Source organism: Aquimonas sp., from assembly GCF_044377145.1.
Lineage (GTDB): Bacteria > Pseudomonadota > Gammaproteobacteria > Xanthomonadales > Xanthomonadaceae > Aquimonas.
In genome coordinates, this window is record NZ_JBILJQ010000081.1 from 1 (window position 1) to 21,813 (window position 21,813).

Annotated in this window: 24 protein-coding genes and 2 pseudogenes; all 26 read left to right on the top strand. The window is 62.8% G+C overall.

All coding sequences use genetic code 11. The features are described 5' to 3' along the window. Positions 1-671 precede the first annotated feature (671 nt). Positions 672-920: a helix-turn-helix domain-containing protein gene (locus ACIQ7H_RS18740; protein ID WP_395794367.1), complete on the top strand. Its 249-nt coding sequence runs from the start codon at positions 672-674 to the stop codon at positions 918-920. A 15-nt stretch (positions 921-935) separates the two neighbouring features. Further along, positions 936-1,790 (top strand): annotated as a pseudogene (locus ACIQ7H_RS18745) (RNA-guided endonuclease InsQ/TnpB family protein); the annotation flags it as partial. Positions 1,791-2,495: 705 nt separating this feature from the next. Beyond that, entirely contained in the window at positions 2,496-2,924 is a 429-nt protein-coding gene (locus ACIQ7H_RS18750) for a toxin co-regulated pilus biosynthesis Q family protein (protein ID WP_395794369.1), read from the top strand. Next, the gene (locus tag ACIQ7H_RS18755; RefSeq protein WP_395794413.1) at positions 2,924-4,573 is read left to right on the top strand and encodes a PilN family type IVB pilus formation outer membrane protein; all 1,650 of its coding nucleotides are present in this window, start codon (positions 2,924-2,926) and stop codon (positions 4,571-4,573) included. The genes ACIQ7H_RS18750 and ACIQ7H_RS18755 overlap by 1 nt, the downstream gene beginning before the upstream one ends. Beyond that, complete coding sequence (pilO2, locus tag ACIQ7H_RS18760; RefSeq protein ID WP_395794371.1) at positions 4,573-6,003, top strand: type 4b pilus protein PilO2; 1,431 nt, start codon at positions 4,573-4,575, stop codon at positions 6,001-6,003. Before ACIQ7H_RS18755 ends, pilO2 begins: the two co-directional genes overlap by 1 nt. Continuing rightward, the gene (locus tag ACIQ7H_RS18765) at positions 5,984-6,793 is read left to right on the top strand and encodes a hypothetical protein (RefSeq protein ID WP_395794373.1); all 810 of its coding nucleotides are present in this window, start codon (positions 5,984-5,986) and stop codon (positions 6,791-6,793) included. The genes pilO2 and ACIQ7H_RS18765 overlap by 20 nt, the downstream gene beginning before the upstream one ends. 91 nt (positions 6,794-6,884) lie before the next feature. Beyond that, the gene (locus ACIQ7H_RS18770; RefSeq protein WP_395794375.1) at positions 6,885-8,570 is read left to right on the top strand and encodes a GspE/PulE family protein; all 1,686 of its coding nucleotides are present in this window, start codon (positions 6,885-6,887) and stop codon (positions 8,568-8,570) included. A 2-nt stretch (positions 8,571-8,572) separates the two neighbouring features. Beyond that, positions 8,573-9,679 (top strand): type II secretion system F family protein, encoded by a 1,107-nt coding sequence (locus ACIQ7H_RS18775; protein ID WP_395794377.1) that lies wholly within the window; start codon positions 8,573-8,575, stop codon positions 9,677-9,679. Then, complete coding sequence (locus ACIQ7H_RS18780; protein ID WP_395794380.1) at positions 9,679-10,239, top strand: type 4 pilus major pilin; 561 nt, start codon at positions 9,679-9,681, stop codon at positions 10,237-10,239. The genes ACIQ7H_RS18775 and ACIQ7H_RS18780 overlap by 1 nt, the downstream gene beginning before the upstream one ends. A 357-nt stretch (positions 10,240-10,596) precedes the next feature. Further along, the gene (locus ACIQ7H_RS18785) at positions 10,597-11,175 is read left to right on the top strand and encodes a type 4 pilus major pilin (RefSeq protein WP_395794381.1); all 579 of its coding nucleotides are present in this window, start codon (positions 10,597-10,599) and stop codon (positions 11,173-11,175) included. 61 nt (positions 11,176-11,236) lie between these two features. Continuing rightward, positions 11,237-11,800, top strand: a complete 564-nt coding sequence (locus ACIQ7H_RS18790) for a Tfp pilus assembly protein FimT/FimU (protein WP_395794383.1) — start codon at positions 11,237-11,239, stop codon at positions 11,798-11,800. Then, positions 11,782-12,345 (top strand): hypothetical protein, encoded by a 564-nt coding sequence (locus tag ACIQ7H_RS18795; protein ID WP_395794385.1) that lies wholly within the window; start codon positions 11,782-11,784, stop codon positions 12,343-12,345. Before ACIQ7H_RS18790 ends, ACIQ7H_RS18795 begins: the two co-directional genes overlap by 19 nt. A 25-nt stretch (positions 12,346-12,370) precedes the next feature. Beyond that, positions 12,371-12,916, top strand: coding sequence for a hypothetical protein (locus ACIQ7H_RS18800; protein ID WP_395794387.1), 546 nt, complete (start codon positions 12,371-12,373; stop codon positions 12,914-12,916). Continuing rightward, positions 12,913-13,512, top strand: a complete 600-nt coding sequence (locus ACIQ7H_RS18805) for a type 4 pilus major pilin (protein WP_395794389.1) — start codon at positions 12,913-12,915, stop codon at positions 13,510-13,512. Before ACIQ7H_RS18800 ends, ACIQ7H_RS18805 begins: the two co-directional genes overlap by 4 nt. A 13-nt stretch (positions 13,513-13,525) precedes the next feature. Then, positions 13,526-14,614, top strand: a complete 1,089-nt coding sequence (locus tag ACIQ7H_RS18810) for an ATPase, T2SS/T4P/T4SS family (RefSeq protein ID WP_395794391.1) — start codon at positions 13,526-13,528, stop codon at positions 14,612-14,614. Positions 14,615-14,952: 338 nt separating this feature from the next. Then, entirely contained in the window at positions 14,953-15,243 is a 291-nt protein-coding gene (locus ACIQ7H_RS18815) for a hypothetical protein (RefSeq protein WP_395794393.1), read from the top strand. 3 nt (positions 15,244-15,246) lie between these two features. Next, positions 15,247-15,936, top strand: a complete 690-nt coding sequence (locus ACIQ7H_RS18820) for a hypothetical protein (protein ID WP_395794395.1) — start codon at positions 15,247-15,249, stop codon at positions 15,934-15,936. Next, positions 15,929-16,552: a hypothetical protein gene (locus tag ACIQ7H_RS18825; RefSeq protein WP_395794397.1), complete on the top strand. Its 624-nt coding sequence runs from the start codon at positions 15,929-15,931 to the stop codon at positions 16,550-16,552. Before ACIQ7H_RS18820 ends, ACIQ7H_RS18825 begins: the two co-directional genes overlap by 8 nt. 142 nt (positions 16,553-16,694) lie before the next feature. Continuing rightward, positions 16,695-17,042: a hypothetical protein gene (locus ACIQ7H_RS18830; protein ID WP_395794399.1), complete on the top strand. Its 348-nt coding sequence runs from the start codon at positions 16,695-16,697 to the stop codon at positions 17,040-17,042. Between the two features lie 1,823 nt (positions 17,043-18,865). Further along, a complete protein-coding gene (locus tag ACIQ7H_RS18835; protein WP_395794401.1) occupies positions 18,866-19,219 on the top strand; it encodes a hypothetical protein in 354 nt (117 codons plus the stop codon). Between the two features lie 2 nt (positions 19,220-19,221). Continuing rightward, complete coding sequence (locus tag ACIQ7H_RS18840) at positions 19,222-19,674, top strand: hypothetical protein (RefSeq protein ID WP_395794403.1); 453 nt, start codon at positions 19,222-19,224, stop codon at positions 19,672-19,674. Positions 19,675-19,781: 107 nt separating this feature from the next. Next, positions 19,782-20,006: a hypothetical protein gene (locus ACIQ7H_RS18845; protein WP_395794405.1), complete on the top strand. Its 225-nt coding sequence runs from the start codon at positions 19,782-19,784 to the stop codon at positions 20,004-20,006. 29 nt (positions 20,007-20,035) lie between these two features. Then, a complete protein-coding gene (locus tag ACIQ7H_RS18850) occupies positions 20,036-20,326 on the top strand; it encodes a hypothetical protein (protein ID WP_395794407.1) in 291 nt (96 codons plus the stop codon). Then, positions 20,317-21,054, top strand: coding sequence for a hypothetical protein (locus tag ACIQ7H_RS18855; RefSeq protein WP_395794409.1), 738 nt, complete (start codon positions 20,317-20,319; stop codon positions 21,052-21,054). The genes ACIQ7H_RS18850 and ACIQ7H_RS18855 overlap by 10 nt, the downstream gene beginning before the upstream one ends. 267 nt (positions 21,055-21,321) lie before the next feature. Next, positions 21,322-21,540 (top strand): hypothetical protein, encoded by a 219-nt coding sequence (locus tag ACIQ7H_RS18860; RefSeq protein ID WP_395794411.1) that lies wholly within the window; start codon positions 21,322-21,324, stop codon positions 21,538-21,540. Continuing rightward, positions 21,540-21,813: pseudogene (locus tag ACIQ7H_RS18865) on the top strand (hypothetical protein); the annotation flags it as partial. The gene ACIQ7H_RS18860 and the pseudogene ACIQ7H_RS18865, both read left to right, overlap by 1 nt.

Genomic DNA, 21,813 nt, shown 5'->3' on the forward strand with positions numbered 1-21,813 from the left:
GTTCACGACGCTCGATTCACGAGAAGTTGGGCCTGCAAGCGGCCATCACCACGGCGGTCCGCGAAGTGATCACCGAGGCCGCAGCCCTCAATATCCGTTGAACGAGTCAAGGACGGGGACGACCCCGACGACGTGAGCGATTTCGGACCGAGTTCGCCCCTGCTATGGATCCGTCTCCGGCGAACGCGGGCAGGGAGACTGGTTGCCGGTTGCGTCAAGCGCTGTGACGCTATGCGTGCGACGCGGCGCGCGGTCGGGGAGCGCAGCCACACCACCACCTGATCCGCTGGGTTCACCGTGCACAAGCACGAGGCAGACACAGCCTGGCCGGCCGATCTGCTCCGAGCGCCCTTTGAGCAGACGCGCGGCCACCGGAAACGTGCAAAACGCGACGTGTTCGGCAGCCGCGCTGCGCACCGCGGCAAAAGCGGTTTGGCAACGGCACCAGCACCTGCTGCATACGCGGGGAGAGCCGTGAAGGAGCCATGGACGGCGACGCCCCCGCCGGCTTGAGCCGAATCGGAGTGTGTCGGTGCGCCGACGGCCGAGCAGCCATCCCGGCGATCACGGCCAGCGAGGCGGGGGTCCGGCGGCTGTAGCCGCTGTGTCTCAGCCCGTGCGACCCAGCGCGCGCAATTTGACAACCCGCATCGTCGTGCTGAGCTGTTGGCATGTCCGAAGACGCACCCCCGACTACCTTGGAGCGCGCCTACCGCGTGCGGCTGTCGCCGACCGCGGACCAGGCGCGCACGCTGCGCCGCCTGTTCGGAGCCCGGCGGTTCCTCTGGAACTGGGCGCTGAAGTTGGATCGCGCGCTGCGGGCTTCGGGGCAGCGCAGCGGCGTCACCGCTTGGTCGGCGGCACTCACGGCGTTGAAGCGTGAGCCTGACACTGCCTGGCTCGCCGATCTGCCGCGATAGCCGTTCAATCAGACGCTGCGCGACTTCGACCGGGCGAAGAAGAACTTCTTCGCCGGCCGCGCGCGGCCGCCGCGGCGCAAGCGCTTCGGCACGGTCAACAGCGCCCGCTTCACGCTCGATCAGCGCCGACAGCAGGTGATGTTGGGCGAGCGCCCCGAGGTGCAGATCGACGGGCTGGGCCGCGTGCGCTTTCGGCGCACCGAAGCAATGGAGGGGCGCCTGCGCTCCGTGACCGTGCGCTGTGACAGCGCCGGCCGCTGGTTCGCCACTTTCACCGCCGATGGTGTGCCGCGTCCCGAAGCCCGGCCCGCTGAGCGCGACGCGCTCGGCATCGACCTCGGCCTACGCCAGACCGCGACCTGCAGCGACGGCCGAGTGTTCACCGCGGCCAAGCCGCTCAAGGTGAAGCTGGCCAAGCTGCGCCGGTACCAGCGCCGGCAGAGCCGGCAGCTGGCGGCACAGATGCAGGCGCAGGGCCTCGATCCAAAGCAGCGATGCCCCAAGGGCACGCGGCTGGATTTTTCGAAGCGCCGGCAGCGCACGCAGCAGCAGATCGGGCGCCTCCACGCGCAGATCGCCGATGTGCGCCGCAATCACCTGCACCAGATCAACGCGGCGGCCGTGCAGCACGCCGAGATCCTGATTCTCGAAGACCTGGCCATAGCCCCAATGGGCCGCAGCCTGCACCGCGGTTTTCGCCGCGGCGTCGCCGACGCGGGCCTGGGCGAACTCGGCCGCCAGCTGAACTACAAGGCGGCGTGGCACGGCCGGGTCGTGGTGAAGGTCGATCGCTGGTTTCCGAGCAGCAAGACCTGCAGTGGATGCGGACACATCCACGCAGGGCTTCGGCTGCAGGACAGTCGCTGGACCTGTCCGGCCTGCGGGTCGGAACTCGACCGCGATCTGAACGCGGCGATCAACATTGAGCGTGAGGGCCTACGGCTACTGGCTACAGGTTCCGGAGAAACGAACACGGCCCCGGATGGGGGTAGGGCGAGGAGCGCCCGAACTGACGCGCAGGGAGAGTCCGCGAGCGCGGCTCGGCAGTTCTCCGCCGGCCGAACAACCAAACACGTCGCAGGTCGAACGTGGCCATCACGCTGCACCGTGGCGTCCCCGAGCCGGCGAGCGGGACGGACCGCGCGCGATGGCTCGGGAGGACTGAGACGTCAAAGCAGGTCGATGACGCTGGGCACACCGCCAGTTAGACTCTCGATTCCGGGTATGCCGAACCGCGACAGATCCGCAGCCGTCGTCGACGCACGGGCTTGCAAAGCACGGAACATCCGACATACGTCCGGAATTGTGATGCTGACGGCACCGCAGGTATGCAGTGAGCCGCTCAGCTTGCCTCGACTAAGGAACACTGGCTCAGCGGGGAAGGGGACGCCCTGCGAGGCCATCACGCCAAGATGGCATCTATCCGGATGGCACCGCATCGCCCTCAGTAGAAGAGACTGTCGGAAATCCCCCAGAAAACAGGGGCATTCCGTAAGTGGGGTCCAAGCCCCGCCTCTACAGTGGCGCCATCCACCAGGAGATCCACCGATGACACGTAAGGCAGGTGGAGCGGCTTTGGCTACGGCCCTGCTGCTCAGCGCCCCTGCGGGCGCTCAAACCGTTGACCTCGATGTGCTCGCAACGGCACTCGCAGCTGAGACGCCCGTTGCGGACCAAGCGATCGCTTCACCCGATGTGGCCCCGTTGTCGCCGGAGTTGAGCGCCTACCTGATGCAGGAGGCGCATGAGTGGACATTACGACCGGGTGACACCCTCCGCGACGCTCTTCAGCGCTGGTCTGAACATGCGGGCTACAAGCTCATCTGGAACACGAAGCGTGACTATCCGATCGAAGCGGCGGTGACATTTCCCGTCGGCACCAGCTTCGTGGACGCGGCTCGTCAGGTGATGCGCGCAGCCTGGCGCAGCAATCCGGGCATCAAGGCGACCGTGTACGCCAACCAGGTCATCGAAGTCACCGATGCAGCGGGAGATGCGACGTGATGCGTCGCAGTGGAATCCTCGCAGCTGCGTGCGGACTCACAGTTCTGGCGGGATGCGCGACGCCGGGCCAGCGCGATATCGAATCCCGAGTCGGTGGCGCGGAGCAGCGGATCGATGATGTCAGAACGGCGCACGAAACGATTTCGGAGCCCTACTTCGAGATCAGCAACGAAATCTACATCGGCGGTGCGGGCTTCACCCGGCGCGATCCGACAACCCTGGATGCGCGTCTCGATGAGCACGTCAACTTCAACCGAATTTACCCCGTCACGCTCAACGGATTGGCCGAGTTCATCACGACCGAGTACGGCGTGCCCGTGCGGATCACTGCCGACGCCGCAGAGGCCGCAGCCCAAGCGGTGTACGACCCAGGCACCGCCTTCCTTGCAGCGGAAGAAGCGGCGGCGCAGCAGGGTGGATCTGGCGGGATCGCGTACCCATCCAACCCATCAGGCGCGACGAACATCGCCGCCTTCGTCATTCAGTACGAAGGCGCTCTCAGAGGATTCCTAGACCTGATCGCTGTCAGGACGGGCAACGGCTGGAGGCAGGATGCCGGGACGATCACGCTGTTTCACCGCGACACGCGAACGTGGGCAATTCACGCCCTTCCCGGTGCGTCGACGATAAACGCGACGATTAGCAACCAGTCCGCGGGTGGCGGTGCTGGCTCAGGCGGCGGGGGTAGTGGTGGTGGTGGTGGCGGTAGCGGGGGAGCACAGAGCACCCTGCAAGGCGGAAACACGACGACAACCGATGCGGAGATCAATGTCTTCTCTGCCGCTGCGGATGCCATCGAGCAGATGCTGGGGCCGAAGGGCCTGATCGCGAAGTCGGCAGCACTGGGCACCGTAACCGTCACCGATGAAGCAGCGGTGCTGGACCGCGTGGAAGCGTACGTCGCCCAGGTCAATGAGCGTGTGACGCGTCAGGTGAGGATGAAGGTTGAGGTCCTATCAATCGAGCTCAACACCGGCGAGAGTTACGGCATCGACTGGAACCTCGTGTGGGAAAGCCTCAGCGGCCGGTACGCCGCTGTAGGCAACATCGCAGCGACAGCTCTGGAGGGATCGAACACAGTCGAGCTGTCAATCGTCGACCCCACCGACAACTACGCTGGGACATCGGCGCTTGTAAACGCCCTGTCGCGACAGGGGCGGGTGTCCATCGAAACCAGTCAGGTCATCAACACGCTGAGTGGCCAGCCAGCACCGGTGCAAGTCGGTGCGGAGACCTCCTACCTGGCGCGCCGCTCCATCATCGCTTTGAATGATCAGCAGGCCCAGGTCAGCACTGAGCTTGGCACCGTGTCCGATGGTGCTTCAATAACTGCGCTACCGCTTGTGATCGGCAACAACGACATCCTGCTGCAGCTGCAGTTGAACCTGAATCAGCTGCGAGATCTGCGCGTGGTCGGCTCCCAGAACGAGCGCCTTGAAGCGCCGCAGATCGACACGCGACAGACGCTGCAGCGCGTGAAAATACCAAGCGGCGGAACGATGATCCTGAGTGGATTCGAGCAAGATCGCGTCCGCTACGACCAGCGCGGTATCGGCACGCCGAAGTTCCAGGCGGCCGGTGGTGGAAGCACAGGAGAGCGTCGCCGGACGGTGCTCGTCGTTGTCGTTACCGCCAACGTGGTGAACTGATGGAAAGCGGCGTCCGTCGTGTGGTCGGTCGACACGCGCTCCACTATGGGTTGAACTGGAAGTTACTGTCCACAGACGACGTACTGCCACGCATCTGGGCGCGGCAGGAGGCGCGGAAGAACGGTGCAAGATTTGGTGTACTGAAGCCCCGTGACGATGGCGCGGTCCGCTTGGGACTCTTGGCAGGAAGCGGGATCAAGGGGCCGATCTACTCAGGTGCGCAGTGGCTGGCGGAACGAGCCCAGTCAACGACGCTGGCAATGGTGTACTTGGGCGACAGCGTGTGGTGGATTTGTCGCGCGGAGCGCGGCGAAGTGCTGGCCGACGAGGTCGTCTCCCATGGTCGCGCTGTTGAGCGCGTGGAGGAGGAGACCCAAGAACTTTTGTCATTGGTGTTAACGGGTGGGGAACGCGACCCACCGGCGATCTATCTCGTTGGCGATCGAGCGATCGACACCAAGGCGTTGTCCCGGCTAGCCAGCGAAGGGTACGTCCATCGAAAAAGCGTCGATGATCTCTTCGATAGCAGCACTCCACCCCCGGAAGCTGAGATCAGGCAGCTGGTGGGTCTGAAGCCTCGAACCATTGCCGTCATGATTGGCGCCGTGGTCGCGCTCGCGGGGGCGTACGGTGGATACGTTGCGTGGGAGATACGAGTAGAAGCGGCTCGACAGGAGGCGGAACGGCAAGCGGCGATTCTCCGCGAGGCAGAAGCAGCGCGCCTGAGGACGCTTGCACAGGTGCGGGCCCTTCAGGCGGTGAAGCAAGCATTGCAGGAGGACACGGCAACGCCTATGCCGATGACTGTCGTCCGCAACTGCCTAAGCACCGTGAGCAGGGTGGGCGACCGCTATGCCGGATGGCGCGTTGAGCGTGTCGAATGTGACCCCAGTGGCACGTCCGCACTGTTCAACCTGCGGATTGCGACGGGCCAGACGGGATTTGAGCCGACGGCGTCGCTGTTGAGTGTCGCGGTGGACAACGGACATGAGGCGACGACCGACAGCACCACCGGAACCGCGTCTGTACGTATTGAACTGGCGACGCCAGTTGCTAGGACACCTGCTGCGCTCGCGCAGCTTCCCCGGTTGCAAGCCCTCCAAAGCGGTACCTTCTCGCGCCTTGAGGTCCTACAACACGTGAATCGTGGAACTACGGTGGCAGTGACTGCCCCCACCGCAAGACCAATCCGATTCGCGGCGCCTGAGCATGACGCGACGCCGGATCATCCCGAGCGCTGGATACAAGTGCCTCCCGAGAAGGGCTACTCGACCGGAGGAATTCGGATCTCCGGGCAAAGTCTAGGGGTGCTCGGAAACCTGGGCATGGTCGAGCCCTTCACAACGATACGAAAACTGGGCTTGCAGCCATCCGGCGCAGGCGATTGGAACTGGGAAATGGAGACAACCTATGTCGCAGCTGCGCTCTGATGCAGGGTCGAACAAGCGCGTGGTGATCATGCTGATCATGATCGTGGTCATGGGAGGCATCTATGCTGCCATGACGCTCACGCCAGACACACTCCGAAGCTTCTTCGCGGATGAGCCTGCTGTGGATTCGGCTCCATGGGAGGATGCAGCTGCAGCCCCGACGGGTGTGGACACGGGCGGGGCTCCCGCAGCGGACACGGGCGTTGCGACGCAGCAAGTGGTCAAAGAAACTGCGGCTCTGCAAGAGCAGCTTGAACGAGAACAACAGAGTTTGGCAGGGGTGTCAGATGCCCTGCCGAATGCAGCTCAGTCCCCGTTGCCAGCCATGGCCTCCGCGGATGTTGGCCTGGACTATTCGGCGTTGGATCCCGCAACACGCGAAATGATGGATCTGAAGCGGGTGTTGGATCTTGCGAACACCAACCTGCAGGTGCAGCAGGCCCAAGCCGCGATTGAGGAAGCCCGCCGGCAAACCGAAGGTGTGCGTTTGGGCACCAACGTCATTCCGATGCTTGTCGGCGTCTCTGGCTCTCGATCGCGTGGCCTGCGGGCAGAATTCCACCTTGGGGGCAGCCAGCGGGTCGCATTGGTATCCGGCCGCTGGATCACTCCCGACTGGAAGCTGGTCTCAGTGGACGCTGCGGGCGCGGAAGTCGAGAACGCCAAGGGCGAACGCACGCGCCTGGTGTTGGGCACGCGGCCTGTGCAGGCCCAGTCAACACAGGTGCGGCTACCGGCGAGCGCAGCGCAACCCATGATGCCGGCGGTGATGCCGGCGATCAGCCGCTGAATCCAACAATCGAGGCGCTGCGGCGCAGAGAACAGACCCAATGGTTGCTGTGATGGATACGGCGAGCGAGAGCACGATGCGAAACGGCCACATGGATCTGAAGGTCATCCGTGAGCTCGCGGAACTCCCGCCGTATGGCCAGACCCTCACTGATACGAAGGGGCCGTGCGAACTGTCGGCAGCGCTGCGTGCTGACGTGGCACTGATCGAACTGGTAGCCGGTGGTCCCAAGCGCTGCGCCATGGTTTGGACCAACCGGGTTGCATCACTCCGTTCGCGACAGGACGCGGCGCAGCTGGCGCGGCAGTCCGGCTGGGAAATCGACGTGATGTTGGAAGCATCTGCCGATCTGATCCGGATGCTCTATCGACCCGACTGGGCCAAGCCCGATGCGGCACCCTACGTCAAGATGGAGACGTCGGACGCTGAGCGAATCTTGGATCGTTGGTTCACTTCAGCGATGAACAAGAACGCGAGCGACATTCATCTACAAGTCCACGAAGACCGCGGTTTGCTCTTCTACCGAGTGCATGGAGATCTGATTCTTCAGAGTCAAATGCGACGGGAGGAGGCCGATCAACTCTCCGAGGCATCGTTCTGGGCGGCGATCGGTGATTCGAAAGGCGAGTCCTTCAAGAAAACTGTGCCACAGGACGCGGCGCTTGAGCGGACGGTGCAGGCGTCCTGGGGTTCCCACCGGCTGAAAGCGCGTTGGGCCAGCATGCCTGTCCAGGATGGGTGGGACATCACCATGCGTCTGCTCTCGATGGGACGGTCCACTCAAGAGCAAACACTTGCTTCGCTCGGCTACAGCCCGGCACACATCGCCGCGTTTGAGCGCATGCAGGGCCGGCCCGTCGGCGGAATCATCATGGTCGGCACCACCGGCAGCGGTAAATCGACCACCCTGCAGACCCTGCTGGCCAAATACATCCGGCGTCACGGTGGCCGGCGGCTGGTCCGGACGATTGAAGATCCCGTGGAATACGCGATTGCTGGCGCTCGGCAGAGCTCGGTCGTGCGGCGCACGGGTGTGGGCAACAGCGCCGACGATGCGCGTGCCTTTCAGACCATGCTGAAGGGCGCGATGCGCACCGACCCTGACGGTCTCATGGTCGGCGAAATCCGCGACGAGGACACAGCGCAGCTCGTGCAGCGAGCAATCCAGACGGGCCACAAGGTGTGGTCGACGCTCCACGCCGGGAACCCGTTCGATGCGATCGACCGCCTGGAGGACCTGGGGATCAAACGCTCGGTGCTTGGGTCGGGTGAATTCATCGCCGGCATCATCTTTCAGCGCCTGATCCCCGTACTGTGCCCGGCCTGTAAAGAACCGTGGCACGCGGGAAAGGAGTTCCTCCCAGCAGATCAGGTCCTTCGGATTGAGCGTGCGTTCGGAGACAAGACGGCGGGGATTTTTCTCCGGGGGCGCCATCGCGAGTGCGCCGCCTGTGAAGGTCAGGGGGTCAGCGCCCGCACGGTCGCGGCTGAGATGTTGGTCCCGGATCGAACCATCAATCAGCTGATCACCCAGTCGGACATGCTCACGGCCCGCGCGTACTGGCGCGCCGGGTTGGCAAGGCTGCAGCCCGATGTCATGCCCATCTGTGGACAGACGGCTTTGGAGCACGCCATGTCGAAGGCAGAGCTCGGGCTCGTCTCACCCGACGACATCGAACATGAGCTGGGGCTCATTGACGACCTACCCGACCGCGAGGCGGATCGTGAGTTCGTCCTCAGCAACCACCCGGAGTGGACAGAGATCAGGACCTTCTGAGCATGAAATCTAGGGACGCTTCATGGAACGACTTCTTTCAGGAGAAGGTGTACGAGGCTCAGTTCGAGTGGGCCAGACTTACGGGTTTTGCAGGCCGCGGGCGTGTCCGCTTCTACAACAAGTTGGCACGCGCGACCGAGCGTCAGCAGAACATTAAGCAGGTGCTCGAGCGCATGCGGGCACGCAACGAAAAGAACGGCGACGCCAAGCGCTTGATCCTGCGGCGCTGGATCGGCGAGCTGAACAACGGGCGCCCATTCTCAGCCGCGTCGGAAGGCTACCTCCCGTCGGCAGAGCGGATGATGATCGCGGCCGGCGAGACGAACGGCAACGTGTCCAAGGGGTTTCGAACCGCCGAGTACATTGCGACCGCCGCAGCTCGAATCCGCGGCGCTGTGTTCGGCGCGCTTGCGTATCCAACAATGCTTCTAGTGCTGCTTTCGGTGCTTCTGTATGTGGCGTCTTTCAAGCTGCTGCCGATCATGGAGGGTTTGCTCCCCGTTGATCAGTGGCCGCCAATGGCGCGAGGTTTCCACGGTCTCACCTCGTTCATTAGGCACTACGGAATTCTGTCCCTGATACTCGCCGGTTGTGGGGTCTTCGTGGTCGTGCGAACGCTGCCTACGTGGAAGGGTGAGCTGCGCGCGATCCTCGATTGCACAATCCCGCCCTGGACGATCTACCGGGAAATCCAAGCATCGAGCGTGCTCATCTCACTCGCAGCAATCCTTGAATCTGGGCAGTCGATGGATCAAGCGATTGAAATGCAGCGTCGAATGGCGACACCGTGGCTGCAACGACACCTCGCCGAGTGGCTCAAAAACCTCCGCTCGGGCAAATCGCCGGGTCCAGCTGCAGACACCGGGCTCTTCAGCAAGCCCGTGCAAGAAGATCTCGAGGACTACACCGACTCTGGAACGGTTGAGGAGGCCATGAAGGATCTTGGGCGCTACGCGATTGAAGACGCGATCGAGCGCATCAGTGTCCAGGCCAAGATCATGAACGGCGTCATCTTGGTGATGGTCACCGGCGTGCTGCTCTGGATGTACAGCTCCATGACAACGGTGGGCATGGCGATACAGGCGGCGGCGAGGCAGGGGACGTTGTGATGCGTGCATTGAAACGACAACAGCGTGGTCTGACCTTGATCGAGATTGTTCTGGGCGTAGCGCTAGCCACGGTGGTTTTGGCGTTCATCCTGGTGCAATTCTCGCGCCTGAACGAAGCCGAGCGGTCCCGCACACTGATCAACTTCGTCGCGGACCTCATGAAGGAGCTGCCAAAGACAGCTCCATCGCGCGCGTACGACGGTCTGACGAGCGAGACCCTGATCAACCTCGGCGTGGTGCCGGATCAGTTCATAGGGGAAGACCGGGTGTCGCTACTGACCCCCTGGCTCGAGCCGCTGGAGGTGACTGACTACACATTCGGCGAGTCCACGCGCCCTAACGCGGCGCTGATCGCGATTCAGGGCGTTCCGACCGCAGCGTGTACCGAGCTGATACAGGCTCTGGGACGAAACATGCTGACCGTAGAGGTTGGGACCGAGGTACTGATACAACGCGCAGGCCCTACGCCGCGCCTCTTCAGCACGCTGACACCTGCAGACGTGGTGGAGGCATGCAGCGCAACGCGGGCGCCGACGGTTCGCATGGTGCCGAACGGCTAAGCGCACCAAGGCGAGACTGCTGAATATCTCTTGGAAATCCGGGAGCGAATGAAAGTGGGCGAAAAAGTGGGGTCGTAGCATGTCCCTATGAGCAGATGGTCCTCAGGATCGACGCAGGCGGTACTTCGTAGAGGAGGCCCTCGCATGCGTGGTGTCTGGAGACTGCTACTGCTGCTTATCGCTCGCTGGGTAGCGGGTGCTGGTCGATGAAAACAGGGGGAAGAACACGATATTGAATAGAGGTCGAAAACAGCGTTGAGAAAGAGGCCTCAGGGCGCAGAAAAGCCCACGCAGCAGAATCGGCGGCAGGCCAGTCCCTTCCGAAACTCGTAACAACAACTCCATGAGGAATCACACATGAAGCAGCTCAACATCCCCAACAAGAAGAAGCAGCGTGGCTTCACGCTGGTCGAACTTGGACTGGGGTTCATCATCGCGCTGGTGGTCTTCGCCATCGTGTTCCAGGTCTACACCACGACGTCTCAGTCGCAGCAGGCCGACCAGGCTCAGAAGACAATGTTAGCGCTCGTCACCGGCGCGAAGTCCCTGTCGCAGGGCGGCCGCTACACGGGGCTAACCACGGAAGTCCTGATCAACAGTGGCAAGGTTCCCGATGGGCTGGCCAGTGGTACCACCATCAGCAACCCGTTTGGCGGACAGTTCCAGGTCGCTGCGGCGGGTGTGGCGGGCGGAAGCAACAACGCGTTGGCGATCTGTGTAACAAACGTGGGCCGCTCAGAATGCAACTCGCTGGTCAATGGCAGCGCGGGAGCGTTCGGCCGGATCGGTGTTGGCACGGGCGCTGTGGTCTGCAGCGGCACCGCGGGCACGGCGGTCAAGGACCGCTGGGCTGCCACCCCTGTGGTGCCGACCACCAGCAGCGTTACAACCGCGTGCAACAACGACAGCAACACCATCGCCTTCGTCACCAACTGATCCAGTGATTCAACAGACCCCCGGGCACGCTGCCCGGGGGTCGCGTTCCTTCGGAGGCACCATGACAACGCGTCAAGCAGGTTACTCGCTCGTTGAAATGATGGGCGCGTTTGTCGTCATGGGACTGGCGTTGGGAATTGTGGCCTCCGTGTACTCGAAAGCGAGCACAGCTGAACGCGAAGCTCAGGCTGTGCGGGTCGTGCAAAGCGCGGCGCAGGCAGTGCGTGGAGCGCATCCGTTTGCCTTCTATGATCAGGTCGACGCCAAGACCCTCGCGAACGCGGCAGGCCTGTCCGATGCATCGTGGGATGACGCCGCCAACGGCATGCGTCTTGATGACATCGGCGTTCTGAGCGCCTATCCAGTCCTCTCAGGCGAGCTGCCGGATGGCTACGAAGCCAACACGGCGTTTGAGATCAAGCTCTCCCTGGGGCGCAACCCCTCCTTGTGCTCCAGCTTGGCAGCGGCCTTCAAGGCGCAAGCGCGAAGGGTCTATGTCGTTGCGCGGGGCCAGTCGTTTGTGCTCTCCGATAGCGACAATCCCACGGACGTTCCCGGGGGCATGGACTACGTCGCCTCTGTGTGTCGTGGCGGAGGAGTCGATCTATGGCTGACCTTCACCTGATACCTTACCCTCGGTGGCAAAAAGGGTTGAGCCTCCTGGAGGTCTTGTTTGTGGTCGCGTTCGTTGCCATCACCACGGGGATCATGATTGCCGCAGTGGGTGTGTTCGAACGAGAAGGGATGAGCAAGAACATTCTGCGCACAAGCGCAGCACTCATTGAGGCCGCTCAGCCCTTGCGCGCGAGCGGGAACTTTACCCTCGTTCGCACGCGGGCCGGCATTGATCCTGCGCTCTACGTTGGCAGCAACGGCGTTGCCGTTGACGATGCCATCGTGGCTTTCGCGCCAGACCGGCTCAGCGTCAACGGTGCCGTAGGTGTCTGGGTCGAGTACCAGGCTCCCGAGGTGTGCATCGACGTTGCGCGCCAGGCCGCCCAACGATTTGGTCGCGTTTTCGTGGGATCCACGGAAGTCGGAGGTCTCAGCGGACTCGCAGCGCGCGGTGCCGGCTCCACCAGCAACCCACTTCAGCTGACCGACAGCGCCCTCGATCTCGAGTGTCGGGGTGGCGCACCCCCGCGCCGCGTGAGGATCTATGAGCACTAGGTCGTCATCTGCAAAGGGATACGCATTGCTTGAGATCGTCCTGCTTGTTGCGCTCATCGCGATCACGACCGCTGTCATGTTGAGCTGGGTGGGCGGAATCGCAGAGAACGTGTCGGATGGCGAGCATGTCACCGGCATGGAGGAATTGGCCCAGAACATTGGGCGACATGTCCGGGACGTGGGGACAGTTTCCCAGATGACATCGGCGCATCTTGTCGCGTCAGGCATCGTGCCTGTACGACTCCGCACGCCGGACATGGCGCAGCCGATCAAGGGGCCGCGCAACAGAACAATCGAGCCGTGGCTGGTGCGTCTCTACTCACCGACTGAAATCGATACCGTGATCTTTGCCTTTGAGCTTGGCCCCGCTTCAGCGGGGGCCCAGGTTCGACTGTGTCAGGCCTATGCGGAGATGGGGCAGCGAGCCTATGACATCGTCCGGATAGGTTCCGAAACACTGAAACAGCCAGGTCCAGTGATCTACGGCGCGGATCGGATTGCTGCTGCGGTCAACGCTCAATGTGGGACCGGCGCGAACGTGTTTATTCAATTGGGGATCGTGGCAGCATGAATCAGAATCGTCCAACCAAGACGCATCAGAAAGGCCTAACGCTGCTCGAAGCGCTCGTGTCGATCGGCCTCCTGATGGCAGCCCTCGCCCTTGTCGGGGCCCTCGCCCGGAGTGGGCAGCAGCAGAATTCGATCAACCAGGCCCTGAACCTGCTCGCCTCGATCGATGCCACAGTTCGCACCCACTACGGCGTACGTGAATCCTACACAGGGCTCAACACGAGTACCGCCGTGCAGCTGGGCGCCATACCCGCCGCGATGGCGAGAGAAACGCTTCCCGGCAACTGGGCTGCGGCACATGCCTGGGGCGGTGAGTTGTTCGTCGGCGCGAACAGCTGGGATGGCGTGGCGGTGGTTGCCGACGCAGGGTTCTTCATCCAGTTCAACGGTCTTCCGCGAGAGGCGTGCATATCCCTCATCCTGCAGGCTGGCACAAACTATCGAGGGGTTGCAGTCGGCCAGGGAACGGGCTCAGGCCCGACGCTTTCAGGTATCACCCGCCGCGTGACCGCCGAGGGGACTCAGCTGAACATCGCCACGGTTACAGGCTGGTGCACCAGTGCCCAAGCCAACACCGTACGGTTCGAAACCCTGTAACCCAGGAGTTCTGATGGAATCCGAGGACGTCCAGTCTCAGATCGACAGGATCACGGATATCTATATCCCTGCGATTCCGATCGACGGCGGGCCGGCCAATACCCCGGGGTCGGGCGTCTACTGCTTCTCCGGCACTCCGGATGTTCTGTGGGTGCGCGACACGCCTCTGGAACCATGGATGGCGCGCTTGGCCACGCAGGTGTGGCAAGACGATGCGCAAGCTTTGGACAGCGACTACATCGTGGTCTTCGATGACCGGCGCTACCGAGCCCATCGCAAGATGACGGAGTCTGGCCCAGAGGTGAATCTGCGGCACATCCCCCTCCAATGTCCGATGCTGACGGATCTCAAGTTCCCGCCCATGTGGGCTGGCATCTTTGCGTCGAAGTCGTTGCTCGCGGGTGGCCTCGTGATCTTCTCTGCAGAGGCGGGGCAGGGTAAGACCACTGCCGCGTCAGCGATGATGCGGACCCGGGCCGAGAAGTTCGGCGGCTATGGACAGACGGTTGAGAATCCGGCCGAGCTGCCACTTGAAGGCGCCTATGGCAAGGGCGTGGTGCGGCAGACGTCGGTGAGCTGGGACGCGCCGTTCGAGCGCGACCGCGGCTGGGCTGGAGCAATGCGTGGCGCACTGCGGTCGTTTCCTACCACGCGAGGCAACATGCTCTTTGTCGGTGAAGTGCGTGATTCTGAGACGGCGGCGGAACTGATCCAGGCTGCCGTCAACGGACTGCTTGTCATGACCACCATGCATGCGCTTTCCCCCCAAGCGGCGATCTACCGCTTGATCTCCCTCGCAGACCGAAAACTCGACGGTCAGGCCGGCGAACTGCTCGCAAGCGCTCTGCGGCTCGTGGTCCATCAGCAGCTCACACTGGCCAGTGACGTCACAGGGTGGAAGCGCGGCGCCATCACAGGCCGGCTGCTTTTCAGCGATGGCGAAGGGCATCCGGTCGCGAACGCCATTCGGACGCGCAACTTCAACTTGCTTGCACAGCCCATGAGCATGCAGGACAACATCCTGCGAATGTCGGCTCAGGTCAGCAAGTCGCCGGAAGACGTGCTGGGTCTCATGGGGACGAGCGGCAAGGGATTGAGCTGAGTGTGAGACACCGTGTTCGAACCATGAGAGCACTGCGCTCACAGCTCGCGCAACCGAGGACAAGCTGCAATGCGTCTGGCACATTACGTTCGGCGAGAGCAACGTACCCGCGCGAACAATTGGAAGCCAACTATCAAAGGCGTGCCGGCGATCATGAGGCAGTAACTCTTGAAACGATCTTCTAGAACCGTACCCTTGCCACACCTGAAATGCGGCGTGAAGTGGAGGTAGCTTGCCGGACAGCACTATGGCAGTAGCATTTCAGTGCAAAATACAGATACGGCCGAAGCACTGGCTGCCGCCCCGGCGGAACCGGGAATCCTGATAGGAGCAACATCATGGCCAAGTCCATCACCAGCGCGATCACCGACGCACGCACCAAAGTCTCGCTGCTCCGGTTCGGAAATCAGTGGCAGGTCAACACCTACTCCGAATCGCACCGCGCGTGGTGGCAGGGTCAGCCCACCGACTACGCCCGGGCGCGTGCGGCCGCATCGAGCATCACCGTGCAGTTCGCGCAGGAAGCCCTGGGCGCCGACCGTCTTGACGCCTCTGTGGAGTCCGAGGGCTGGGCCGGCACCGTCCGGGAGCGCGTGGCGGCCGCGGCTAAACGCCTTGAGCTGTTGTGACTGATGCCCGGCCCCGTAGATCTGACCGGTCGGCGCTTCGGTGCGCTGGTGGCTCAATCCCGCTCGAAGTGGCGCACCGGCGAAAGCGCCTGGCTGTGCCGCTGTGATTGCGGTAGCGAAACGGTGGTACCAACGCGTCGACTTTCGTCGGTCAGCGATGACGACAAGCGGGCTGTGCGCTCGTGTGAGACGTGCCGCAGCCGCGAGTGCTCAATCTGCGGCGCGCTCTATCTGATCGCAGGCAGTACTGCCACCTGCGGTGCTGAGGCGTGTCGACTGGAACATCGCCGTGCCGTCAACGCTGCCGCTGCCGCTGCCGCCGCATTGCGCGACCCGACCGCCAATGCCGAACGTGGACGACGCTGGCGGGAGCTGGTGCGTCGCACCGACCCAGCTCGCGCGGCAGCATGGCGGGAAGCCGCGCGATTGTCTGCGAAGGCCAGCCGAGGGCGCAGGGACGAGAATGCTCGGGCCGAGATTCGTGAAGCGGCCCGCGAGCGATACGCTGAAAACCGTGACCAGGTTCGCGCGTACCGGGAACGCTGGCTGGAAGCGATGACGACCAAAAAGCGCGCCGCGTGGAATGAGCTTCTGCGAGCCGCGACAAGACGCCACCGGCAGAGGCGTGCACTTGCCGATCTGATGACGTCCGCGACCTCGTTGGTCGCCCGCATGGAGGCGAATGATGAATGAAATTTTGACGAGGGAAGCCGACCCGAGCGACCTGACTTCGATCCCCACCGCCGAACTGCGACTTCAGCTCGCGCAGGCCATCGGTGTCACCGCCCGAACGCTCGGCCACCTGGCAGCGATCTGGCGCGAACTAGAGGACCGGGGCGAGGATCTGAGCGACCTGCGCAGCGGGCTGATGTCCTATCTGCCGCTGATCGCTGAAGGACGGCTAGACCCTGAGGCCGTGGTTCGGTGCGCTGGTCAAGCAATGCTGCTGCGCGCGATCGCCGAGCTGCCGATTGGGGAACAGCGGCGGCTACTCACCGAGGGTGTGATGGTGGCGCAGACGAATTCGGCGACTGGCCAGCACGAAAGCATTTTGCGCCCACTAGAGCGACTGAGTTCTGCGGACGTTCGTCGCGTGTTCGCCGTCGGCTATGTCCGACCGCCTGCTGAACAATTGGTGCTGCTGGTTCCCCCGCCGGCCGCCAACCGCTCACGCTCTGTCATCGTCAAGGTTCGCCTGACGCAAGACGAGTACCAGCAGCTCCGCCAAGCGGCTGCCCAGCGCGGGCAGACGGTCCCGACCCGTGCACGCGACATCCTCCTGGATGCGACAAGGGCCGATAGGTCATGAAGAATATCCAATGAAGACGTTCTCACCCCCTGCTGTAGCCCCGCCTGCCCCGGACAAAGCACCTGTGGATGACGCTCTTGTTCACTTGCGGGTGCCGGCGGATCTTAAGGGCCGCTGGGTTCGCGCAAGCCGAGCCGCTGGCATGCGGCTCACCGATTGGGTCGTCAAGGTTGTGGAGGACAGCATGCGCGCCCAGATACAGATTCCAACAGGAATGCCTTTCTCGGCTTTGCGCTTGGCGCGGGATGCAGATGGTTGCGTGTCATTTGATTCTGCGGTCATCGTCCGGATCTGTGAGGCGTCGAACATCGACCCTGCGTTGTTCTTCAGGTCGGACGAGGGCAACGTCGCGCAGCTGATCATGCGGTGGTACGCCGCGGCCCGCTCCGACGGCGAGCCTGCAGACCCGATCGCTGAGGATCTGATCGGCGAGGCCCGCATCGAGGACGCTCGTGGTCAGCATTCCAGCCTTTCGCCAGGTCGCAGCTGAAGACGCCCCATTCTCACAAGCGATAAAGGGCGGATGTAGACGATCGGAATCCCAAGAACCACCCGCGTTGAGAAAGCTTTGCTGATCTAAGCGGATGCTCTTGGCGTAATCGTCGCGATCCTTTGCAGATATACGTGCATCAACCTCACGGCCGAAGGCACTGCAGAGCGTCAAGCCGAAAACTGCGAGCTCTTGGCCAACAGCCGCGCGCGCAGAATCTCACGGTCCGCGCGGGCCGGCGTATAGCCGGTCTCGACTGTGATGTTGCAAAAGTCTGACGCCGCGCTTGTTAAGGTGCTGTCGGTTGTGTTCTGACCGCGGCTGAAGCGCACAACCGGCCTATGACGAAGAAGTGAAGAAGCCGCCACGCGCAAACTGACGGCCGCAACATCATCGCGAGTCCATCAAGCAGCTTGGTAGCCGTATGCACACCTTGAGGCTGAGCGGGTGCGGCTGTGGTGCTCCTGGATGCATTCACTGTAAGGGAGCATAGCGGTCCTGCACGCCGCAAATGGCACCGGGCTGGGCAGCGACGTGGTTCTGCGGCAGACCGCCACCTGAAGCGATAGCAGCGTGATCGGCGCGGCCACGCCGTTCAAGGTGGAACTGGACCGCCTCGCGGCTACCAGCGCCGACAGCTTGCCGTGCATATGCAGGCCCACTACGTCGATCCGACGAAGTCCTGTCCAATGGGGACGCGGCTGGACTGCTTGAAATGACGGCAGCACACGCAGCCGCGGATCGGCCGAGTGCACTCACAGAACGCCGATGTGCGCCGCGATCACTTGAATCAGTCCAGTTCTGCAGCCGTGCAGCGCGTCGAGGTCCTGATCATCGAAGACCAGACTTCCCTGTCACCAAGGCCTGCAGTTTTTGAGCACACGTGCATGCCCGGCTGCGGGACCTGGAGGGCCGATGGAGCTTTCGATGGCACTGTTCGGTTTGCGGATCGGAACACGAGCGCGAACTGAACGCGGCAAGCAACGTGGAGCGCGGCGGATGTGGGTAAGGCAAGGAGCGCCGGCAAGTCACCGCCGGCCGAACAGCCGAACGTGTCGAGCTGAGAACAACGCGATCACACCGCATCGCTGCGTCCCCGAGCCGAAGCGAGAACTGTATCCCGCGCGAACGCAATGGAGCTCTGGGGCGCACACAACTTGCCGCAACTTGACCCAGGGACGTCCTGTCCCATGGTGGATCTCAAGCGGTGAGACCGACCGGCGCCGGGGCAGGAAGCTCAGCCACATGGATGTGGCGCGGCGGGTCGACCTTCGGGCTCCAGGATGGGGCGAACGCCAGGAAGGCGCTGAAGAGGGAAGGGCAGGGATGCCCCGCCGTGGCTGTCGGATATGTCCTCGAAACACGCGGCATTTCGTCACTGGATCCTGCAGCGGCCAACTACCGTGGGCGGTATGGAAAGCGACTCTGGGCAGGGACGCCCAGCCCAAGCAGGCAGTGTGGAGGAGCCAGGATGCCAAACGACGTCGTCGTAGGAAGAACACCCGCACAGCAAGCCCGGAACCTTGGGCTGCGAGTAGGGGAAGTCATCATCGGACGCAAGGAAATCGGATCGAGCTGGTACGAGGTAAAGCTCGAGCTGATCTTTCTGGGCCGTCAGGTTTGCGTCTGGAAGGTCTCTCGTCGCACCCAAACTGCTCGCCGGTGGCGCTCCGATGGCGAGTCGGCGCACTGGAATCTGTCATGTCGAACCTGGAGAAAGCTGAAATCCGGGTGACCTCACCATGGTGCGGACGCCAGGCTACCTCGTCCTTGTTCTCGACAACGGACTACGTCTGCACCAAACCTCATAATTGGAGTATGCAATGGACGGCCTGAAACACATTGGAGGCATGGCAGCTCTCCTTTTCGCGATTCTCCCAGCAATGCTGTTTAGTCACGTCGTACAACATCCCGAGGTCGCTGTGTACATCGCAAACCACCATCCGTGGCTGGTGCGGTACCTGCGCGAGGTCCATGTGGGATTGACAGTTGTACTGCTGCTCTCAGGCTTGGCCGTGAACTGGGTGTTCATGATGCGAACTGAAGACGACACACTGGACGCACTGGGAGTTGGGGTGGTGGCTACGGCGAGCATCATCATTGCTATTCCGGGTATCGGCATGATCAGCGGCTGGATCTATCTCGCCTTTCGCGCCACCGTTGCCGGCGCAGGCTAAGTGTGAAGACTCTGCTGACTGTTTACTTCCTGGCAGGGATCGGTCTCGGCATCCACTTTCTGTTAGAGCCCGGAACGGAGCATGTGTTTGAGGCGTGCCTATGGGTCTTGGCCGGCGCAGGGTTCCTTTACTTCTACAAGTCTCGATCAGGCACAAGCGCGAGAGGGTGTGAGGGTGACAACACCGAGCACCAGTTAGAAGGAAACCACGCGCTCAAGCCGTACGAGGTGATCCTCATTGATGGAATGCGTCGCCGCGTCATGGCGCTATCTCGCAACCATGCAATGGCGTTGGTGGTCTATGGACGTTGCGCCAACACGGATTCCGCAGTGTTTGATCCATCTCGCCAGTCCACGCTAACCGTGGCCGTCCACCCAACCAACATCATCGAGATCCACGAAGTGGATCCTTCGCCGGTCGCCCCCTTGACGACAACGCAAGAAACGAAAAACTGACCTCCCATATCGAAGCAAGGCGCCGGGAGGACGACATACTCAACTCGGTGGCGATTCTCACCTTCTCGCCGAATCGAACACAACAGGGAAGACTGAGGAGAAGAAGGATGCGAATTCTGGTGTCTGGGCTTTTGTTGACGCAGGTAGCGCTGGGGTTGGTGGTGATCGTTTCCGCGTTCCTGGCGGTCTTCAATGTGCAGATTGATCCATCATCAGGCCCTGTAGGAGCTTTTCTGGCGGCGCTCCCGGTGTGGCCGTTGATCCTGGGCAGCTTGGCTGTGTCGTTGGCGCTGCGGTGGGTGCGAGGGCACTTAGAAGCGGAGCGTCAGTGATATATCGCTGCACCCGAAGGAGGGGCGTGATGCACGACAGCGAGGTTCGTGTGCGGGTCAAGTATGTCCCGAGCGGCGAGGGTTGCGAGGTGGGCGGTTCAGCGCGAGGGCACCTGTTTCGGCTAAGGGATCTTGCGCTGCGGGTGATCCGGTCTCGTCTGTGGGCGCCTGAGAACGGCGCCGGCCGCACCGGCGCCGAGGTGGCCAGCTACGAGATCCCCGATGGGGAGGTGCTGGACGGGCCGCACGACCTGGTGCCCTACCGGATTGGTCCGCGCATCGGCCAGAAGCCGAACAATGAAGAAGACCCATGGGCATGAAGATGGCGAAGGCGGGCACGCACGATCTGCGCATGGCGATGGAGCTCTCCAACGCCATAGAGGGAATGCTGGGCTTCTACCCGGCGATGCCCAAAGCAGTCGCGAAGGACACGGACGAGGATCGCACTGAGTGCTTCGACAGCGACGATCGGGAGCAATGCGTTCGAGCTCTTGGTCACCTACTGGAACTTGCCGAAAGCGCCAGCCTGATGCGCGTCGTCTGGGGTTGCGCCGTGATGCTGGACCCGGCGAACAAGTGCGTCGACCCGGACGCTGACACCATCGAGCATCACCCGGACGCACTGGCGGGTCATGAGGCCAAGATCCCGCAGCCTCTGGCCGACTGGCGCGAGGACATCGGTGAAGTGCTGTGGTGGCGCTTCCCGATCAGCGAGGCGCCATACGTCGGCACGCCAGGCGATAGCGACTGGCCCGGATACCACACCCATTGGACGAGGATCATCTGTCCGGAGGCGCCGTCTGGCGAGATCGACGTCGAGGCGCAGAGAGAAGCGCATCGGTCTGCAGTACCGGCGGACGGTCGACAGTGGAGTAGCGGCTACTACTGCGCAGTTGCCCTTCTTTTGCGAAATGAGGGGATGGTGACGCCAGCGATCCGGGAGCTATTTGATGCCGGGGGTGGACACGAACACACCGATCCTGGCGACGTTGAGACGTTCAGGGCTCACGGGCTTATCGCTGCCCGACCTCGCGCCGAGGACTCGTAATGGTGTCGAACGAAACCCTGCATGCCGTGCTCCGCGATCTGGAGCCCGTGCGGCACATCAGTGTCTTCGGTCGAGCTCTCCTTGAGCGAGGCGTCTTCATGCCCCGGCGTCCAGGGAAGCGAATCAGCCAGCAGGGAGCTGCGCTACTCGGCGGTCGATGGTTGCGGCATCTGCAGCGCGCAGGGCTTGCTACCGATGGGGCGTCGGGCTGGAGGGCGATCAGGCGATCCGGTGAGGCCGTGCGCGATCGCGCGGAGACGTGCTGACATGCGCGGTGTGATTCGACGTGCGCTGATCCACCTGGTCATCCCGGTGCTGGACCGCATGATCCTCTGGGCCTTCGGCTGGCGTCGCGTGCGGCTTGATGGGGTTGGCTGCGGGCCGCACTACATCGACCCCAGAAACCCGGACTGCTACCTGCTGCGCGATGCCGCGGTGCGCGTCGCGATGGATCGTTCGTTGTCCCACGCCCGAAGGGGGCGGTGATGGCCAGTACGCTGCATGCTGAGCTGTGCCGTCGCGCTAAGCGGTGGCTTAAGACTGTCGGCTGCGGCGTGACTGCCACCGAGTTGGTCACGTTCGCTCACGAGCAGCCCGACGTGATCGGCTGGCGGCAAGGGCGAAGCGTGGTGTGCGAGGTGAAGGTGAGCCGAGCCGACTTCGCCGCCGACGTGGCCAAGCCGTGGCGGCGAGACCCAGCTCAGGGCATGGGTGACTGGCGGATCTATGTCGCACCCGCCGGGCTACTGCTGCCGGCGG

Excerpts from the sequence above, each read along its gene's own strand:
- ACIQ7H_RS18740 (WP_395794367.1), top strand. The coding sequence starts at position 672 with ATGTCCGAAGACGCACCCCCGACTACCTTGGAGCGCGCCTACCGCGTG.
- ACIQ7H_RS18755 (WP_395794413.1), top strand. The coding sequence starts at position 2,924 with ATGCGTCGCAGTGGAATCCTCGCAGCTGCGTGCGGACTCACAGTTCTG.
- pilO2 (WP_395794371.1), top strand. The coding sequence starts at position 4,573 with ATGGAAAGCGGCGTCCGTCGTGTGGTCGGTCGACACGCGCTCCACTAT.
- ACIQ7H_RS18765 (WP_395794373.1), top strand. The coding sequence starts at position 5,984 with ATGTCGCAGCTGCGCTCTGATGCAGGGTCGAACAAGCGCGTGGTGATC.
- ACIQ7H_RS18770 (WP_395794375.1), top strand. The coding sequence starts at position 6,885 with ATGGATCTGAAGGTCATCCGTGAGCTCGCGGAACTCCCGCCGTATGGC.
- ACIQ7H_RS18775 (WP_395794377.1), top strand. The coding sequence starts at position 8,573 with ATGAAATCTAGGGACGCTTCATGGAACGACTTCTTTCAGGAGAAGGTG.
- ACIQ7H_RS18780 (WP_395794380.1), top strand. The coding sequence starts at position 9,679 with ATGCGTGCATTGAAACGACAACAGCGTGGTCTGACCTTGATCGAGATT.
- ACIQ7H_RS18785 (WP_395794381.1), top strand. The coding sequence starts at position 10,597 with ATGAAGCAGCTCAACATCCCCAACAAGAAGAAGCAGCGTGGCTTCACG.
- ACIQ7H_RS18790 (WP_395794383.1), top strand. The coding sequence starts at position 11,237 with ATGACAACGCGTCAAGCAGGTTACTCGCTCGTTGAAATGATGGGCGCG.
- ACIQ7H_RS18795 (WP_395794385.1), top strand. The coding sequence starts at position 11,782 with ATGGCTGACCTTCACCTGATACCTTACCCTCGGTGGCAAAAAGGGTTG.
- ACIQ7H_RS18805 (WP_395794389.1), top strand. The coding sequence starts at position 12,913 with ATGAATCAGAATCGTCCAACCAAGACGCATCAGAAAGGCCTAACGCTG.
- ACIQ7H_RS18810 (WP_395794391.1), top strand. The coding sequence starts at position 13,526 with ATGGAATCCGAGGACGTCCAGTCTCAGATCGACAGGATCACGGATATC.
- ACIQ7H_RS18815 (WP_395794393.1), top strand. The coding sequence starts at position 14,953 with ATGGCCAAGTCCATCACCAGCGCGATCACCGACGCACGCACCAAAGTC.
- ACIQ7H_RS18820 (WP_395794395.1), top strand. The coding sequence starts at position 15,247 with ATGCCCGGCCCCGTAGATCTGACCGGTCGGCGCTTCGGTGCGCTGGTG.
- ACIQ7H_RS18825 (WP_395794397.1), top strand. The coding sequence starts at position 15,929 with ATGAATGAAATTTTGACGAGGGAAGCCGACCCGAGCGACCTGACTTCG.
- ACIQ7H_RS18830 (WP_395794399.1), top strand. The coding sequence starts at position 16,695 with ATGCGGCTCACCGATTGGGTCGTCAAGGTTGTGGAGGACAGCATGCGC.
- ACIQ7H_RS18835 (WP_395794401.1), top strand. The coding sequence starts at position 18,866 with ATGGACGGCCTGAAACACATTGGAGGCATGGCAGCTCTCCTTTTCGCG.
- ACIQ7H_RS18845 (WP_395794405.1), top strand. The coding sequence starts at position 19,782 with ATGCGAATTCTGGTGTCTGGGCTTTTGTTGACGCAGGTAGCGCTGGGG.
- ACIQ7H_RS18850 (WP_395794407.1), top strand. The coding sequence starts at position 20,036 with ATGCACGACAGCGAGGTTCGTGTGCGGGTCAAGTATGTCCCGAGCGGC.
- ACIQ7H_RS18855 (WP_395794409.1), top strand. The coding sequence starts at position 20,317 with ATGGGCATGAAGATGGCGAAGGCGGGCACGCACGATCTGCGCATGGCG.
- ACIQ7H_RS18860 (WP_395794411.1), top strand. The coding sequence starts at position 21,322 with ATGCGCGGTGTGATTCGACGTGCGCTGATCCACCTGGTCATCCCGGTG.